The organism is Constrictibacter sp. MBR-5, assembly GCF_040549485.1.
In the GTDB taxonomy this organism is placed as follows: domain Bacteria; phylum Pseudomonadota; class Alphaproteobacteria; order JAJUGE01; family JAJUGE01; genus Constrictibacter.
Map to the genome: position 1 here is coordinate 601,575 of NZ_JBEPTK010000001.1, position 15,634 is coordinate 617,208.

At 69.6% G+C, this 15,634-nt stretch carries 13 protein-coding genes; 5 read left to right on the plus strand and 8 right to left on the minus strand.

Going from position 1 to position 15,634, the window contains the following annotated elements:
* Positions 1–11: 11 nt before the first annotated feature.
* Genes ABIE65_RS02825 through ABIE65_RS02835 form a run of 3 tightly spaced genes read right to left on the minus strand, consistent with a single transcriptional unit; the run spans position 12 to position 3,261 of the window.
* Complete coding sequence (locus ABIE65_RS02825) at positions 12–800, minus strand: polysaccharide deacetylase family protein (protein WP_354075367.1); 789 nt, start codon at positions 798–800, stop codon at positions 12–14.
* Entirely contained in the window at positions 797–1,813 is a 1,017-nt protein-coding gene (locus tag ABIE65_RS02830) for a glycosyltransferase family 2 protein (protein ID WP_354075368.1), read from the minus strand. The genes ABIE65_RS02825 and ABIE65_RS02830 overlap by 4 nt, the downstream gene beginning before the upstream one ends.
* On the minus strand, positions 1,810–3,261 hold the full coding sequence (locus tag ABIE65_RS02835) for an oligosaccharide flippase family protein (protein ID WP_354075370.1): 1,452 nt from the start codon (positions 3,259–3,261) through the stop codon (positions 1,810–1,812). The genes ABIE65_RS02830 and ABIE65_RS02835 overlap by 4 nt, the downstream gene beginning before the upstream one ends.
* A 352-nt stretch (positions 3,262–3,613) precedes the next feature.
* Here ABIE65_RS02835 and ABIE65_RS02840 point away from each other — a divergent pair, with 352 nt between their 5' ends.
* The 3 genes from ABIE65_RS02840 to ABIE65_RS02850 all read left to right on the plus strand — a co-directional run bounded on the left by ABIE65_RS02840 (position 3,614) and on the right by ABIE65_RS02850 (position 9,521).
* On the plus strand, positions 3,614–4,921 hold the full coding sequence (locus ABIE65_RS02840; RefSeq protein WP_354075371.1) for a glycoside hydrolase family 5 protein: 1,308 nt from the start codon (positions 3,614–3,616) through the stop codon (positions 4,919–4,921).
* 3 nt (positions 4,922–4,924) lie between these two features.
* Complete coding sequence (locus ABIE65_RS02845) at positions 4,925–5,719, plus strand: FkbM family methyltransferase (protein WP_354075372.1); 795 nt, start codon at positions 4,925–4,927, stop codon at positions 5,717–5,719.
* A gap of 298 nt (positions 5,720–6,017) precedes the next feature.
* Complete coding sequence (locus ABIE65_RS02850; protein WP_354075373.1) at positions 6,018–9,521, plus strand: indolepyruvate ferredoxin oxidoreductase family protein; 3,504 nt, start codon at positions 6,018–6,020, stop codon at positions 9,519–9,521.
* Between the two features lie 7 nt (positions 9,522–9,528).
* Here the strand turns inward: ABIE65_RS02850 and ABIE65_RS02855 are convergent, their stop codons facing one another.
* From ABIE65_RS02855 to ABIE65_RS02865, 3 genes are read right to left on the minus strand one after another with little or no spacing between them, the layout of a single operon-like run.
* Positions 9,529–11,148: an MBL fold metallo-hydrolase RNA specificity domain-containing protein gene (locus ABIE65_RS02855; RefSeq protein ID WP_354075374.1), complete on the minus strand. Its 1,620-nt coding sequence runs from the start codon at positions 11,146–11,148 to the stop codon at positions 9,529–9,531.
* Positions 11,149–11,155: 7 nt separating this feature from the next.
* The gene (locus tag ABIE65_RS02860) at positions 11,156–11,704 is read right to left on the minus strand and encodes an amino acid synthesis family protein (protein ID WP_354075376.1); all 549 of its coding nucleotides are present in this window, start codon (positions 11,702–11,704) and stop codon (positions 11,156–11,158) included.
* 37 nt (positions 11,705–11,741) lie between these two features.
* Positions 11,742–11,999 (minus strand): hypothetical protein, encoded by a 258-nt coding sequence (locus ABIE65_RS02865; RefSeq protein ID WP_354075377.1) that lies wholly within the window; start codon positions 11,997–11,999, stop codon positions 11,742–11,744.
* 81 nt (positions 12,000–12,080) lie between these two features.
* Here ABIE65_RS02865 and ABIE65_RS02870 point away from each other — a divergent pair, with 81 nt between their 5' ends.
* Both ABIE65_RS02870 and ABIE65_RS02875 read left to right on the plus strand, forming a co-directional pair.
* Positions 12,081–12,713 (plus strand): NUDIX domain-containing protein, encoded by a 633-nt coding sequence (locus ABIE65_RS02870; protein ID WP_354075378.1) that lies wholly within the window; start codon positions 12,081–12,083, stop codon positions 12,711–12,713.
* A gap of 30 nt (positions 12,714–12,743) precedes the next feature.
* Positions 12,744–13,307, plus strand: coding sequence for a DinB family protein (locus ABIE65_RS02875; protein ID WP_354075379.1), 564 nt, complete (start codon positions 12,744–12,746; stop codon positions 13,305–13,307).
* Positions 13,308–13,312: 5 nt separating this feature from the next.
* Here the strand turns inward: ABIE65_RS02875 and ABIE65_RS02880 are convergent, their stop codons facing one another.
* A complete protein-coding gene (locus ABIE65_RS02880; RefSeq protein WP_354075380.1) occupies positions 13,313–14,206 on the minus strand; it encodes a polyphosphate kinase 2 family protein in 894 nt (297 codons plus the stop codon).
* Positions 14,207–14,274: 68 nt separating this feature from the next.
* Entirely contained in the window at positions 14,275–15,519 is a 1,245-nt protein-coding gene (locus ABIE65_RS02885) for an amidohydrolase family protein (protein WP_354075381.1), read from the minus strand.
* Between the last annotated feature and the right edge of the window lie 115 nt (positions 15,520–15,634).

Here is a 15,634-nt window from a genome sequence, read left to right on the forward strand (position 1 = left end):
GGCGGCTCGCGTCAGGCGCCGTCGGACAGCCCGATCTCGGCGAGCGCCGCGCGCACGGTCAGGATGGCACAGCCCGCCGCGGCCGCCGCGGCGGCCACCCGCTCCAGCTGGTCCGGCGTCGACCCGTACGCGGTGGGCCGGGCGCGCACGTCGTGGCTGAAGAAGATGACCCAGCCGTTGCGCCGCCGCGCCTCGTCGATCAGCGCGAGCGCCGGGCCGATATTCTCCTCGCCGTAGATCTTCTGCGACGGCAGCAGTGCGGCGTCGATCATCCCCGCGCAAAGACCCGGCCAGATGCCGCGCGCCGTCGTGAACCGCCCGCCCATCAGCGCCTTGGAATCGATCCCGACATTGCCGTAGGGATAGGCGAAGTTCGTCATCCGATAGCCCGGAACGATTTCCGCCAGCCGCGCGGCGTTGCGGTCGAGGTCCGCCGCGAGCACGCCGGGCTCGGTCAAGGCGCAGTCGAGATGCGCATAGGTGTGGCAGGCGAGTTCGTGCCCCGCCGCCACCATGTCCGGCAGCACAGAGGCGTCGAAGCCCTCGCCGCTCATGTCGAAGCGGCGGTCGTCGGCGAGGCAGACGTAATAGGTGGCGCGCCCGCCATGGCGCTCCAGGATCGGCGCCCCCTCGTGCAGCGCCGACGGCGGGAAATCATCGAAGGTGAAGGACACGATCGGCCGGCTGTTGGCCATGCGGTGTGGCCGGCGGTGCCGCAGCGGCACGATGCGCCGGTAGACCTTGTTGAGGAACGCGCCCTGCTCCCGATAGAGCCGCGCGATGGCCGGAACGTCGTTCATGCCGTCTCTCCGCCGCGGGCACGCGCCGCGATGTCCCGATAGAGCCATGCCCGGTAGAGCTTGAGCGCCATGTCGCGAAGGCGCATCGGCAGGATCCGGAACCTGTCGGTAACCGCCGCTTCCAGCAGCCGCAGGATCGCGCGCGGAAACGGCAGCCTCGCCGCCAGCCGCGCGGCGCGGAACAGCGGCAGCCGCTCGACCTCTGCAGGGTGGCGCCCGTAAAGGACCTCGAAGTTCGCCACGGACTCGCGGTACTTGGCCAGGAGAACCTCCGCCGAGGAGAAGCCGCGGTGCACCGCCGGATTGTCCACCTGGACGATCGGCGCCAGCTTCATCGCCCGCATCGCCCAGTCGACATCCTCCCAGCCCCAGCCCCGGAAGGCGTCCGAGAAGGGGCATTCCAGCATGACGTCGCGGCGCACCAGGAGATTGCTGGTGTATGCGTACTTCGCCGGGTCGCGCTGCCGGTCGACTGCCGGCAGACAGTGGTCGCGCCGGCTCGACCAGACGTGCAGGTCGTGCGCCGGGTCGTCGTCGACGCCGAGTTCCATCTCGAAGCCGCCGAAGGCGATCCCGACGGGGCGGCTCCGGATCAGGGCGATATAGTCGGCGAGGAAGGTCTCGCGCTCGACCGTCATGTCGCCATCGAGAAACAGCACGTGCCCGCCGCGCGCCTGCTCCGCGAGCAGGTTGCGGATGCGCGACCGTCCGCGGTTGCGCCCCGCCAGCAACACGGTGACGGCCGTTCCGTGGACGGCTTCGGCCACGGCGACCGCCGCCGCACCGAAGCGCGGATCGCGCGAGGCGTCGTCGGCGCAGACGATCTCGACCGCGTCGTCGAGAGTCGTCGCGCACCTGGCAAGGTCGCGCAGCAGCGCCGAAGGATCGGACCCATAGAAGGGCACCAGCACGGACAGCACGATCTGCGCGTCCGGCGCAGCGGCCGCCGGATTCCGCACCCGCTCCACATCGCCGGCGACCCGGTCGCGCAGCAGCGCCTTATCGACCATCATCCCGTCCCCCTCGCCGCCCAGCGGGCGCGCAGACCGGCGACCATCCCGCGGCAGCCGCCGACGTCCAGCAGCAGGGCCAGCGGAACATACACGACGACGCCCGCCGCGATCTTCAGCAGAAGTGCGAGCACTCCCGCCTCGCCCGGCGCCGCCCAGACGACGGCGCCCATGACGCCCGCGGCGACAGCCCCGCGCAGCACCGTCCCCGGGATGAGCGGTATCGGGAAGAACCTGCGCCCGACCCAGGTCGCGAGCACCAGCGCCACCGCATAGGAGATCACCGTCGCGATCACCGCACCCGGCAGTCCCATCCGGGGGATCAGCAGGATGTTGAGCACGACGTTCAGGACGGTCGGCGGCGCCGCCATCCAGGCCATCAGGTCGGTGCGGCGCGACAGGATGAAGGCGTTGTGGACATAGTGCGCCATCAGCCCGTTCATCAGCGCGGCCAGGACGATCCACGGCACCAGCGTCGACGCCGAGGCACGGAACTCCGCGCCGACCATGACGCTGGCCAGCGGCGCGGCGATCGCGGCGAGGCCGGCCGCCGCCGGGAAGGCCAGAAGGACGATCATCTCGGCATTGCGGCGGGAGACCTCCACCGCCGCGTCGCGGCCCTCGCGCTCCAGTGCCGCGATCATCAGCGGCAGGCCGGCCATGGCGATCCAGATGAAGATGATGCCGACGATCCGGCTGGCCAGCGCGTAGCTCGCCGCATAGACGCCGACGGCGGCCTCGCCGAGATACCAGCCGATGAGATACCGGTCCGCCGCGGCGAGGGCGAACTCCAGCGCCAGCGACATCGACACGGGCAGGCCGTAGGCGAAGAAACGCTTCAGCTCCGGGAACGACGGCGTGGTCGGCCGCGCGATGCGCACCACCGCCGGCAGGTCGAAGGCCAGGCAGACGAGCGCCGCCGCCGCCAGCGCCACGAATGGTGCCGCCTCGCGCAGGTCGGTGGTCAGGATCAGGACCAAGGCGACGCCGAGGCCGATGACCGAATAAACGGATTCGAGGGTACCGAAGAGGCGCACGTTCCGCGCCGCACGGTGCGTCTCGAGGCCCACCATCAGAACGGAGCGCAGCAGCAGCACCGCCAGGCCGAAATACATCACGCTGCGGACGGCCGCCGGCAGGCCGGCCGCTTCGACGGCGCCGACGTAGGCGCCCCCGACGAGCAGGCACAGCACCGCGACTGCCGCGTAGCCGGTCGCGAAATGCTCGCCCAGGCGCCCCTCGCCGCGCGCCGTCTCGTAGAAGCGCGCCATGCCCGCATGCACCCAGGTGAAGCAGGACATCTGCACCAGTTGCGTGGTCGCCAGGACGAGCGCATAGCGGCCGTACTCTTCCGGCAGCAGCAGGCGCGTGAACAGGATGATGGTGCCGAACGCGACGGCGCCCTGTATGGCGTTGACCGGCAAGTAGCCGAGGATGTGGCGCCAGAACATGTGGCCTGCGAACCGTAGGTGACGAGCGGCGGATCTGGCACGGAGGCTGCGACCGCGACGCCGGCGCCGAAGCGCCGCATCGTCTGCCGCCGCCCGGTGGATAGTGAGTCGCACCGATCGGGTCAACCGCGCGGCGGGTGGCGACGACCGGCTCCGGGGTGAATGTGCTACGCCCGCGGTTTACGGCGGCTTAAAGTCTGCGCTGCACTCTCGCCGCGTCGCAGCACCGCCGTCCTCGACGGTTCTCGGCCGGGCCTCTATATGCGGGGTGCCCGCATTTCCGGGAAGTCGCCGGCCGGAGCCCTGCCCAGGGCGCCGCCCCGCCTTCGCGCCGTGGAACGATCGGTTCGTCATGACCAGAGTCACCGCGCTCCTGTTCGCCTGCCTGTCCCTCGCCGTCGGATCGGCGACCGTGGCACCGCCCGCCGCGGCGGCACCGGACACCCCGAGCGGCATCCACCGCAAGATCGACCTCTGGAGCAACGAGACGGGCCCGCACCTGCGCGGCTCGGCCATCGCGCAGCGCCGCCGCGACCCGCGCGTGCCGGGCGACATGGACGAGGACTTCCTCGGCCCGGACCCGATGGGCGTGCCCTATCGCCAGAAGGATTTCGACAAGCTGGCCGCCCTCGGCGCCAATGTCGTGACGCTGTCCCATCCGGGCCCCTTCGCCGAGACGCCGCCCTTCGCCGTCGACGAGGCGGCGCAGGCGAATCTCGACCGGCTGATCGGGCTGGCGGAGAAAGCCGACCTGTTCGTCGTCCTGTCGTTCCGGGCCGGGCCGGGCCGCAGCGAGTTCACCTTCCACCCCCACTCCGGCGGGACCTGGTTTCCGATCGAGATGTACAACGACAGCGTCTGGAAGGATCCGGCCGCGCAGCAGGCCTGGGTCGACATGTGGACCCACGTCGCGAAGCGCTACAAGGACCGCAAGTCGGTCATTGCCTACGACCCCATGTCGGAGCCCAACTCGCACCTCGTCGGCAGCGGCATCGACGACCGCATCGAGATCTACGATCCGGCGAAGTTCCACCGGAAGTATGGCGGCACGACCTATGACTGGAACACCCTCTATCCGCGCATCGTGAAGGCGATCCGGGCGGTGGACACCGAGACGCCGATCCTGATCAGCGGCAACGGCTACGCCTCGATGGCCTTCCTGCCCTATGTGAAGGTGCTCGACGTGCCGAACCTCGTCTACGCGGTGCACCAGTACGAGCCCTGGCAGTTCACCCACCAGGAACCCGACGCGAACATCGTCTATCCTGGTACGGTGAACCCGGAGCACGGCGCGCCCTTCCGCATCGACAAGGCCTATGTCGAAGGGGTCTATGCCACGATCGACGACTTCAAGCGGAAGCACGACGTCCGGGTCGCGATCTCGGAATTCGGCCTCAGGCGCTATGCGCCGGGCGGGCCGCGCTACCTCGTCGACCAGATCGACATCATCGAGACAAGGCGGATGAACTCGTTCATCTGGCACTGGCCGACCAGCCACCGGCCCTACGAGGCCGCGGTCAACCAGCACAACTACCTCTTCGGAACGGACCCCAACAGCAAGGCCGAGGTGGCCGACAGCCCCTACGAGCCGATCCTGCGCGACTTCTGGGGCAGGAACCGCTTCCGGCCCTCCAACGTGAACTTCGAGCGGAGCAAGTAGGACATGGCGCCCCCGACCGTCGCGAAGGTGCTGCGCACCCTTCAGTCCTACGTGCCCGTGCTGAAGCCCGCCAAGGAACAGCTGCAGATCGCCGTGCGGCGCATCCGGCGACAGCCGCACGAGCCCGACTTCCTGATGCTGCCGCGTCTCGGGCTCGGGCCCGCGCCGCTCTGTCTCGACATCGGCACCAATTACGGCCAGAGCATCGACTCGATGACGCTCATGCTGCCGGACGTCCGGATCGTCGCCTTCGAGCCCAACCCCGGCCTCGCCGCCCGCGTGCGCCGGCGCTTCGCCGGCCGTTCGTCGCTGACGCTGCATCAGGTGGCGCTCGGCGAGGAGGACGGCGAGATGGTCCTGCACGTGCCGGTCTATCGCGGCTACGAGTATGACGGCCTCGCCTCGCTCGACCGCGCGAGTGCCGCTGGCTGGCTGGGGCCGGAGACGGTCTACGGCTTCGACCCGCGCCGGCTCGATATCCGCGAGATGAAGGTCCAGATCCGCAGGCTCGACGATTTCGCGCTGAAGCCCGCCTTCGTGAAGATCGACGTCCAGGGCGCCGAACTCGGCGTGCTCCGCGGCGGTCGCCACACCTTGGAAACGGCGCGGCCCATCGTCATGGCCGAGGCGGTCGACGAGGAGAGCCCCGTCATGCGCTTCATGGCCGAACTCGGCTACGAGCGCTTCGTGAAGGTCGGCGACCGCCTCGCCCGTCAGGCCGAATACGGCGAAAACGTCTTTCTCGTTCCGTCAGAGGCCCGGCTGGACGCCAGCGTCTCCGACCGCGCGGCAGCCTGACCGCCGGGCGGCTCCAATCCGAGTTGAACGCCAGCCCTCACCCACTTTCCCGGACAAGCGCGAAGCGCGCAGATCCGGGACCCGGGGCCAGCGCACCGACGCCGGAATCCTCGCCGCCGCGGCGCTGGCCCCCGGGTCCGGCTCTCCGCTTCGCTGCGGCCGGGAAGGTGGAATGAAGAGTGCCTCAAACATTACCACTTAGACCCGCTTTCAACAGCCGGAACTGCGCCTCATTGCCACGGTTGCCCCGTGCAATAGACTAGGGGGCTAAGGGACACGCCACGCCAGGGTAGCGCCAATGCAGCCGGCCAAGCTGAGCCTCGACGACAAGTACACGGCCGAGAGCGGCCGCGTCTTCCTGACCGGGTCGCAGGCGCTGGTGCGTCTTCCACTGGTTCAGCGGCGGCGCGATCTGGCCGCCGGCCTCAATACCGCGGGCTTCATCTCCGGCTATCGCGGCTCGCCGCTCGGCGGCTACGACCAGCAGCTCTGGTCGGCCAAGCGCTTCCTCGACGAGCACCACATCCGTTTCCAGCCGGGCGTGAACGAGGATCTCGCCGCCACCGCCGTCTGGGGAACCCAGCAGGCCGGCGCCTTCGGCGACGCGCGCTATGACGGCGTCTTCGGCATCTGGTACGGCAAGGGCCCGGGCGTCGACCGCTCCGGCGACGCCTTCAAGCACGCCAACAATGCCGGCACGGCGAAGCACGGCGGCGTGCTGGCGCTCGCCGGCGACGACCACATGGCGAAGTCGTCGACCACCGCGCACCAGAGCGAATACGCCTTCATCGACGCGATGATCCCGGTCATCGTGCCGGCCGGCGTCCAGGAATTCCTCGATTTCGGCCTGCACGGCTGGGCGATGTCGCGCTTCGCCGGCCTCTGGGTCGGCTTCAAGTGCATCGGCGAGACCGTCGACAGCGCCGCGACGGTGCTGGTCGATCCCGAGCGCGTGAACACGCTGGTCCCGGCCGATTTCGAGATGCCGCAGGGCGGCCTCAACACCCGCATCATCGTCGCCGAGTTCCTGCTGCTCGAGGAACTGCTGCACCGCTACAAGATCCCGGCCGCCCTCGCCTATGCCCGCACCAACCGGCTCGACCGCGTCGCCATCGGCGGCCCGCGCCGGCGCATCGGCATCGTCGCCGCCGGCAAGTCCTATCTCGACGTCCGCCAGGCGCTGGACGACCTCGGCCTCGACGAGCGCACCGCCCAGGAGATCGGCCTCTCGATCTACAAGGTCGCGATGACCTGGCCGATGGAGACGGAGGGCCTGCGCGCCTTCGCCGAAGGTCTCGACCTGCTGATGATGGTCGAAGAGAAGCGCAGCATCATGGAGTGGCAGGCGAAGGAGGCGCTCTACAGCCTCCCGGCCGACCGCCGGCCGCTGATCGTCGGCAAGACCGACGAGCGCGGCGCGCCGCTCTTCCCGTCCAACGGCGAACTGTCGCCCGGTCAGATCGCCCGCGCCATCGTCGCGCGCCTGGACGGGCTCGCCGTGCCCGAAGGCCTGCGCGAGCGCATGAAGGAGCGGCTGGCCGAGCGCGACCGGCTGATGTCGCAGAGTGCCGGCAACCAGCCCGCGCCCATCGCGCGCACGCCCTATTTCTGCTCGGGCTGCCCGCACAACACCTCGACCCGCGTGCCCGAGGGCAGCCGCGCCGGCGCCGGCATCGGCTGCCACTACATGGCGCAGTGGATGGACCGCAAGACCGCGAGCTTCACCCACATGGGTGCCGAGGGCGCCAACTGGACCGGGCAGGCGCACTTCGTCGAGACCAAGCACATCTTCCAGAATCTCGGCGACGGCACCTACTTCCACTCCGGCCTGCTGGCGATCCGCGCCGCCGTCGCGTCCGGCGTGAACATCACCTACAAGATCCTCTACAACGACGCCGTCGCGATGACCGGCGGCCAGCATGTCGACGGCCCGCTGACGGTCTCGATGATCGCCAACCAGGTCGCCGCCGAGGGCGTGAACCGGGTCGTCGTCGTCACCGACGAGCCGGACAAATATCCCAAGGACTACGGCTTCCCGGCCGGCACCAAGGTCGAGCACCGCGAGGCGCTCGACCGGGTCCAGCGCGAACTGCGCGAGATGACGGGCACCACCGTCCTGATCTACGACCAGACCTGTGCGGCCGAGAAGCGCCGCCGCCGCAAGCGCGGCACCTTCCCGGACCCCGACAAGCGCGTCTTCATCAACGAACTCGTCTGCGAGGGCTGCGGCGACTGCGGCGTGAAGTCGAACTGCGTCTCCGTGCAGCCGGTCGAGACCGAGTTCGGCCGCAAGCGGATGATCGACCAGTCGTCCTGCAACAAGGACTTCTCCTGCCTGAACGGCTTCTGCCCGTCCTTCGTCACGGTGCGCGGCGGCAAGCCGCGCAAGCAGAAGGGCGTCGGAAAGGGCGAGACCGAGGGCCCGCGCCTCGTCCTGCCGGAGCCCGAGCTTCCGAGCCTGGACCAGCCCTACGGCATCCTGATCACCGGTATCGGCGGCACCGGCGTCATCACCATCGGCGCCCTGCTGGCGACCGCCGCCCACATCGAGGGCAAGGCCGCGACGATCATGGACATGACCGGCCTCGCCCAGAAGGGCGGCGCCGTGTGGAGCCACCTGCGCCTCGCGAACGCCCCCGACGACCTGCACGCCGTGCGCATTGCGGCGGGCGGCGCCCGCCTGCTGCTCGGCTGCGACCTGGTCGTCTCCAGCCAGCCCGACTCCGTCTCGAAGCTGGAGCGCGGTGTCAGCCGGGCGGTGATCAACACCCACCGCACCTTCACCGGCGAGTTCACCCGCAATCCCGACATGGCCTTCCCCGACGACGCCCTGCGCGCGCGGATCTCGGCCGCCGTCGGCGAGGAGGGTGCCGACTTCATCGAGGCGACGCGTCTCGCCACGGCGCTGATGGGCGATTCGATCGCGACCAACCTCTTCATGACCGGCTTCGCCTGGCAGAGGGGCCTGATCCCGATCTCGCTGCAGGCGATCGAGCAGGCGATCGAACTCAACGGCGTGGCGATCGAAGCCAACAAGCGCGCCTTCGAATGGGGCCGCCGCGCCGCCGCCGACCCCGCGGCCGTGGAACGCGCCGTAGCCCCCGTCGCGGCACCGGAGAAGGTCGCCTTCGCCTCCTCCCTCGACGAGATCGTCGCCACCCGCAAGGACTTCCTGAAGGACTATCAGAGCGGCCGCTACGCGAAGCGCTACGAAGGGCTGGTGCGCAAGGCCGAGGCGGCCGAGAAGGACAGCGCCAAGGGTCGCACCGGCCTCGCCGAGGCGGTCGCGCGCAACTACTTCAAACTGCTCGCCTACAAGGACGAGTATGAGGTGGCGCGCCTCTATGCCGGCGCCGGCGGCCATTTCCGCAAGGCGCTGGAGAAGCAGTTCGAGGGCGACTACCGGATCGAGTTCAACCTCGCCCCGCCGCTGATCGCCAAGACCAACAAGGAGACCGGCGAGCCGCGCAAGATCGCCTACGGTCCTTGGATGCTGAAGGCGTTCGGCGTGCTGTCGCGCCTGAAGGTCCTGCGCGGCACGCCGCTCGACCCCTTCGGCAAGACCGAGGAGCGCCGCACCGAACGCCGCCTCATCAAGGAATACGAGGCGACCGTCGCCGAACTGCTGAAGGGCCTGACGGCCGAGAACCACGCCGCCGCCGTCGAGGTCGCACGCGTGCCGGACCAGATCCGCGGCTTCGGCCACGTGAAGCTGGCCAACCTGGAGAAGGCGAAGAAGCGCGAGGCAGAGTTGATCGAGCGCTTCCGCAACCCGATGCGTCAGGCGGCGGCGGCCGAGTAGCGCCCGGTCAGCCCAGCAGCCGCGCCATCTCCGCCAGCAGCCGCTTGCGCGCCGCGTCGTCCGGCGCGTGCTCCAGCGCCTGACGGAGCGCGATGGTGAGACGGGCATAGTCGTTGTGCCAGTCCTGGCCGCCCACCGTCTCCGGCCGCAGCCGCCGTCCGGGTGCGGCGGTCGGCAGTGCCCGCCGGATCTGTCCGCCGCCCGCGGGTATCTCCACCCGCTCGTCCAGTTCGGGAACGAAGGTCCGGTCGGCCGGCACGCCAGCGGCGATCGCCGCCTCGCGTTGCGCCGCCAGCGCCGTCGCCTCGCCGTGCACCAGGAAGAGACCCTGGCGGATCGGCAGGCGCTCCCGGATCCATTCGGTGATGCCCTCGCCGTCGGCATGGCCGGAATAGACGTCGGTCTGTCGGATCGCCGCCTTGACCTCGACCTCCTCGCCCTGGATGCGCACCACGTCGGCACCCTCGGCGAGCAGCCGGCCGAGCGTCGCCGGCGCCTGGTAGCCCACCAGCATCACGGTGGTGTCGGGGCGCCAGAGATAGCTCTTCAGGTGGTGCCGGATGCGCCCCGCTTCGCACATGCCGCTGCCGGCGATCACGATCGCGCCGCCCTTGAAGCGGTCGATCGCCTTACTCTGCTCCACCGTCTCGGCGAAGTGGAAGTTGGGCGCCAGGAAGGCCGCCTCGCCCAGATGCTTCAGGTCTTCCAGGTCCTCGGCATGCGCGCCGAACACCCCGGTCGCCCGGATCGCCAGCGGCGAGTCGAGGAAGACCGGCACCTTCGGCAGTTCGCCGTGGTGCAGCAGCAGCGCCAGGTCGGCGAGCAGCTCCTGCGTCCGCTCCACCGCAAACGCTGGGATCAGCATCATGCCGCGCCGGTCGAGTGCCGCACGCACCTCGCGCGCCAGAACCTTCCGCCGCTGCTCGGGCGTCACCCGCTCGCGCGTGCGGCCGCCATAGGTGCCTTCGCAGACCACCACGTCCATGCCCTGCGGCGCATCCGGATCGGGATGGAACAGCTTGTGCTCCGGCCCGATGTCGCCCGAGAACAGGATCCGGTGCGCCGGCTCGCCGGCTTCGCTCGCCGCGATCTCGACCTCGATCGACGCCGAACCCAGGATGTGCCCGGCGTTCCAGAACCGCACCCGCACGCCCTCGGCGACCCGCGTCCACGCCTCGTAGGCAACGGTCCGCATCAGGTCCAGGCAGGCGTCGGCGTCGGCCGCCGTGTAGATCGGCACGATCTCCGGCTTGCCGCGCTGGGCGTTGCGCCGGTTGAGGCGCCGCACCTCGCCCTCCTGGATGAAGGCGCTGTCGGGCAGCATGAAGGTCAGCAGGTCGCGCGTCGGCGCCGTCGTGTGGATCGGCCCGCCGAACCCGTCGCGCACCAGCTTCGGCAGCAGGCCGGAATGGTCGATGTGCGCGTGCGTCAGCAGCACGAACTCGATCTCGCGCGCATCGAACGGGAGCGGGCCGTAGTTCAGTTCCTTCAGGGTCTTCGAGCCCTGGAACATGCCGCAGTCGACGAGGAAGCGGAGCGGCCGCCGGTCGCCGCGCGGCACCTCCACCAGGATGCAGGACCCTGTGACGGTGCCCGCGGCACCGCAGAAGGTCAGGGCAATGGACATGGGCGCCTCAGTCCGCCAGCGGACGGTCGCCGACCCGGGGATGCGGCCGGCCGCCGTCGGCGAAGGCCAGGATCACGACGATCTCGTCGGGACGCGGGCCGTCCGGCAGGCCGACCGTCATCGTGTCGAAGTGCGGGAAGGAGAAGGGGTCGTCCTTGTGACCGAGCGGCAGGTCGAGCATCGCGCCGATGCCGCCGACCTTCACGTTCGAGGGGATGACCGCCTTGCCGCCGCCGATGGCGTCGCGCATCGGCCGGCCGAGTTTCGGGTGGATGCAGGCGCCGCCGTGCTCGAACGCGCCGGCGCTGCCGACGATCGCCGCCTTGCCGTACGCTTCCGCCGGCCCGCCCAGCATGGCGACGAGTTCCTCGGCCATCCTCCCGCCGATGTCCCGCCCGGCGTCGAACAGCGGCGACAGGTCCTCGACGAACCCCCGCCCGGCGAAGGGGTTGCGGATACAGGCGAGGCCCGCCACCCGCACGATCGGCCGGGCGAGGCCGCGGCACTCGTCGGCGTGCGCGACCTCTTTCACGAACAGCGTCTTGCGCAGGTCCATGGCGTTCGTCCCGAGATCCGAAGCGTCGTGCCGGAGCCTAGTTCAGGAATCCGGTCATCATCACCCAATCGACAAGGGTCTGCTGGGTGTACATCATCGCCTGCCAGAGTTGCGGCGCCCAGAGCAGGAAGCGGAAGAACGCGATCAGCAACGCGTCGCCGACGACGGTGCCGAGCGATTCCGTGACCCGCTCCAGGTTAAAGTACTGGTAGAGGATGGAGCAGAAGGCGATCAGGCCGAGAATGATGCCCACGACGAAATACAAACGAATTATGCCGATGACGAATCGGATCATCCGGCTTCCCCCTCCACACGCCCCACACGCGGACTACACGGTGACGTTACCGCCCCGCCGACGCGCCGCACAGACCGATCCATGACCGTCCGAGACCCGAAACACACTTTCGGTCGGACCGACGTGGATATTATGTCACAGGAGCCGGCCTATCGCGGCTATTTCCGCATCGATCGCGTGACCCTGCGGCACCGCCTCCATGCAGGCGGCTGGAGTGCGCCGATCATGCGCGAGGTGTTCGAGCGCGGTCACGCCGCCGCCGTCCTGCCCTACGATCCGATCCTCGACCGCGTGGTGCTGCTGGAGCAGTTCCGCATCGGCGCCTGGTCGGCCGGCTGGAACCCGTGGATCGTCGAGATCCCGGCCGGCACGATCGAGCCCGGCGAGACCGCCGAAGCCGTGGCCATCCGCGAGACCGTGGAAGAGACCGGCAGCACCCTGTCGGACATCCGCCACATCTGCGACTACCTCTCCACGCCCGGCGGCGCATCGGAGACCGTTTCGCTCTATTGCGGCCGGGTCGACGCCGCCGCGGTCGGCGGAATCCATGGCAATGCGCACGAGGTGGAAGACATCCTCGTCTACACCGTCCCCTATGCCGAGGTCCGCGCCGCGCTCGATGCCGGCGCCTACGGCAACAGCGTCACGATCATCGCCCTGCAATGGCTGGCGCTGAACCGCGACCGGCTGCGGGCCGAATGGGGCGTCGCATGACGGACGCGACGGGGTAGCAAGGAGGACACCGTGGCCGCATCCCTGCTGCAGAGCCTGCGCGCCCAGGCCTACAACAACGCCTGGGCCAACCATCGCCTCCTGACCGCCTGCGCCGGCCTCTCCCAGGCCGAATTCGAGGCCCCGCGCACCGGCTTCTTCCCGTCGATCAGGGCGACGCTCAACCATATTCTCGTCATCGACCTGTTCTACGTCGATGCGCTGGAGGGCGGCACGCTCGGCCCCGCCGCATGGGCCGATCCGGAGCCCTGCGCCACGGTGGCCGCGCTGGCGGCGGCGCAGGCCGCCGTCGACCGCCGGCTGATCGCCTGGTGCGAGGCGCTGGACGAGGCGGGGGTGGACGGGACGGTCCATGTGCACCGCGGCGACCGGGTCCAGCACGAGCGCGTCGACCGGCTGCTGCTGCACCTGTTCCAGCACGACGTGCACCATCGCGGTCAGGCGCACGCCATGCTGAGCGGCACGAGGGTGGCGCCGCCGCAGCTCGACGAATTCTTCGCCGCCGAGGAGGCACCGCTCCGCGCCATGGAGTTCCGCGCGCTCGGCTGGACCGAGGCGACCGTCTGGCGCGACTGACGCCGCTAGCCCTTCTCTTTCCTGAGCGTCTTGCGCGCCGCCTCGATGGCCTTCTGCTGCGCCTCGGTGACCTCGGGATAGTGCAGGTCCAGCCGCTCCATCGTGTCGATCAGCGCGGCGGCGACGGCCGCACGGCTGACCCACTTGTCGTCGGCCGGGATCACGTACCACGGCGCGTGCGGCGTCGCCGTATGGCGGATCATATCCTCGTAGGCGGCCATGTAGCTGTCCCACTCGGACCGCGACGCCAGGTCGCTCGGATCGAACTTCCAGTGCTTTTCGGGGCGGTTCAGGCGGTCACGGAACCGCTTGAGCTGCTCCTCCTTCGACACGTTGAGGAAGATCTTCACGACCGCCGTGCCGTTGCGTGCCAGGTACCGCTCGACGTTGCGGATGTCCTCGAACCGCTCCTCCCAAATCAGGTCGGTGACGACGTTGTCCGGCAGCCGCTGCTTCGCCAGCAGTTCCGGATGCACCCGGACGACAAGCACCTCCTCGTAGTAGGAGCGGTTGAAGATGCCGATCCGCCCCCGCTCGGGCAGGTTGCGCATGCAGCGCCACAGGAAGTCGTGGTCGAGTTCCTCGCTCGACGGCGCCTTGAAGGCGTAGACCTGACAGCCCTGGGGATTGATGCCCGACATGACGTGCTTGATGGCGCTGTCCTTGCCGGCCGCATCCATCGCCTGGAAGATGGTGAGCACCGACCAGCGGTTCAGCGCATAAAGCTGGTCCTGCATCTGCGACAGCCGCTCGATCCCGGCCGTCAGCATCGCCCGCACGGCCTTCTTGCCGTCGTTCAGGCCGAGCTTGTCGGCCGGGTCCCGCTCGGCGAGCTTGAACCCGGCTCCTTCGGTCACCCGCGTCAGCTCGACCAGCCGCGCGCCCTCTTCCGGCGTCATCCCGCACCTCTCGCCGCCTGCAATGAACATGTAACGAGATCGCGGCGGGGGCCGTTCCGAAGCGATGATCACCCCGGCCGGTGCAGCACCGGCTTCTCGCGGGTGAACGTCCGCCGGCCACGCTTGAAGCCGTGCAGCGGCAGGGCGGCGGTGGCGACGGCGTGGCCGGCGTCGGCGGCGTCCCAGACGACGAGGTCGGCCGGGTTGCCGACGGCGATGCCGTAATCGCCGCGGCGCAGCAGCTTGGCCGACTGGCGCGACAGCATCGCGAAGCAATCCGCGAGTTCGCTCGCCATGCCGCGCTGCACCGTGTTGGCGTAGAGGTTGGCGATGCGCGTCAGCGAGCCGTCGCCGAACGGCGTGAACGGGTTGAGGATGTTGTTGGTCGACAGCGAGCAGGTCACGCCGCACCGGTGCAGCACGTTGGCGTCGGCGACCCCGCGCAGCACCGCATGATCCTGGTGCCGTCCGGTCACGAACAGGTCTGTCGCCGGCAGCACGGTCACCGCCACGCCCGAGTCGGCCAGCCGGCTGCCGAGCCTGTCGAGTTCGTCCGGCGTCAGGCAGGAATATTTCGTGCCGTGGCCGATCGCCGTTCGGCCGCCCCAGCCGTACCTGTCGGCCAGTTCGCAGACCAGCCAGATGTCCATGTCATGGGTGGTGAAGCCCATGTCGAGATGGATGTCGACGTCGAGATCGTACCGGGTCGCCAGTTCGAAGATCCGCCGGATCTGCCATTCATGATCGGGGTCGTAGCCGGGCGCGCCGCCCACCACGGTCGCACCGCCCTCGATCGCCGCGACCATGTTGGCGTCGGCCTCCGGCACGCCGGTCCAGCCCTCCTGGATGAAGGCGCAGAGTTCCACGTCGATCGCCCAGGCGTATTCGTCGACCAGCCGCTTCACCCCCTCGAAGCCGCGCAGCCCGACGTTCGGGTCGACCTCCACATGGGTGCGCATGTGCATGGCGCCGTGCAGGACGCAGCTTTCCAGCGACCTGGCGGCACGCGCATGCACATCGTCGACGGTGAAGCCGGGCTTCACCGCCGCCACCCGCTTCATGTGGTCGGTGCCGCGATTCGGCGACGGCGTGCAGCGGTCGAGGATGTGCGACTTGTCCAGGTGGATGTGCGTCTCGACCAAGCCGGCCGAGACGAGCGCCCCCCCGGCGTCGATCGCCTCGGCGGCATTCGTCAGCCGCTCGCCGGCGACCGGCGCGAGCACCACGATGCGCCCGGCCTCGACGCCGATATCGACCAGCGCTCCGTCCGCGCTGCCCGCCAGGTGAGCGTTTCTCACGATCAGATCGAGCATCGCCCGCTTCCCCTCCCCGCGGCGCCCGCCCGGCGCCTTCGCCGCCCGATCATGCACGGCGCGCGCCAGGGCGGCGATGCGGAAGGGCGGCGGCCGGACGCGCGCCGCCGCGCCG

Bases quoted from the DNA above. Each gene is read 5' to 3' on its own strand.
- ABIE65_RS02825 (WP_354075367.1), bottom strand. From the start codon at position 800: ATGAACGACGTTCCGGCCATCGCGCGGCTCTATCGGGAGCAGGGCGCG.
- ABIE65_RS02830 (WP_354075368.1), bottom strand. From the start codon at position 1,813: ATGATGGTCGATAAGGCGCTGCTGCGCGACCGGGTCGCCGGCGATGTG.
- ABIE65_RS02835 (WP_354075370.1), bottom strand. From the start codon at position 3,261: ATGTTCTGGCGCCACATCCTCGGCTACTTGCCGGTCAACGCCATACAG.
- ABIE65_RS02840 (WP_354075371.1), top strand. From the start codon at position 3,614: ATGACCAGAGTCACCGCGCTCCTGTTCGCCTGCCTGTCCCTCGCCGTC.
- ABIE65_RS02845 (WP_354075372.1), top strand. From the start codon at position 4,925: ATGGCGCCCCCGACCGTCGCGAAGGTGCTGCGCACCCTTCAGTCCTAC.
- ABIE65_RS02850 (WP_354075373.1), top strand. From the start codon at position 6,018: ATGCAGCCGGCCAAGCTGAGCCTCGACGACAAGTACACGGCCGAGAGC.
- ABIE65_RS02855 (WP_354075374.1), bottom strand. From the start codon at position 11,148: ATGTCCATTGCCCTGACCTTCTGCGGTGCCGCGGGCACCGTCACAGGG.
- ABIE65_RS02860 (WP_354075376.1), bottom strand. From the start codon at position 11,704: ATGGACCTGCGCAAGACGCTGTTCGTGAAAGAGGTCGCGCACGCCGAC.
- ABIE65_RS02865 (WP_354075377.1), bottom strand. From the start codon at position 11,999: ATGATCCGATTCGTCATCGGCATAATTCGTTTGTATTTCGTCGTGGGC.
- ABIE65_RS02870 (WP_354075378.1), top strand. From the start codon at position 12,081: ATGACCGTCCGAGACCCGAAACACACTTTCGGTCGGACCGACGTGGAT.
- ABIE65_RS02880 (WP_354075380.1), bottom strand. From the start codon at position 14,206: ATGACGCCGGAAGAGGGCGCGCGGCTGGTCGAGCTGACGCGGGTGACC.
- ABIE65_RS02885 (WP_354075381.1), bottom strand. From the start codon at position 15,519: ATGCTCGATCTGATCGTGAGAAACGCTCACCTGGCGGGCAGCGCGGAC.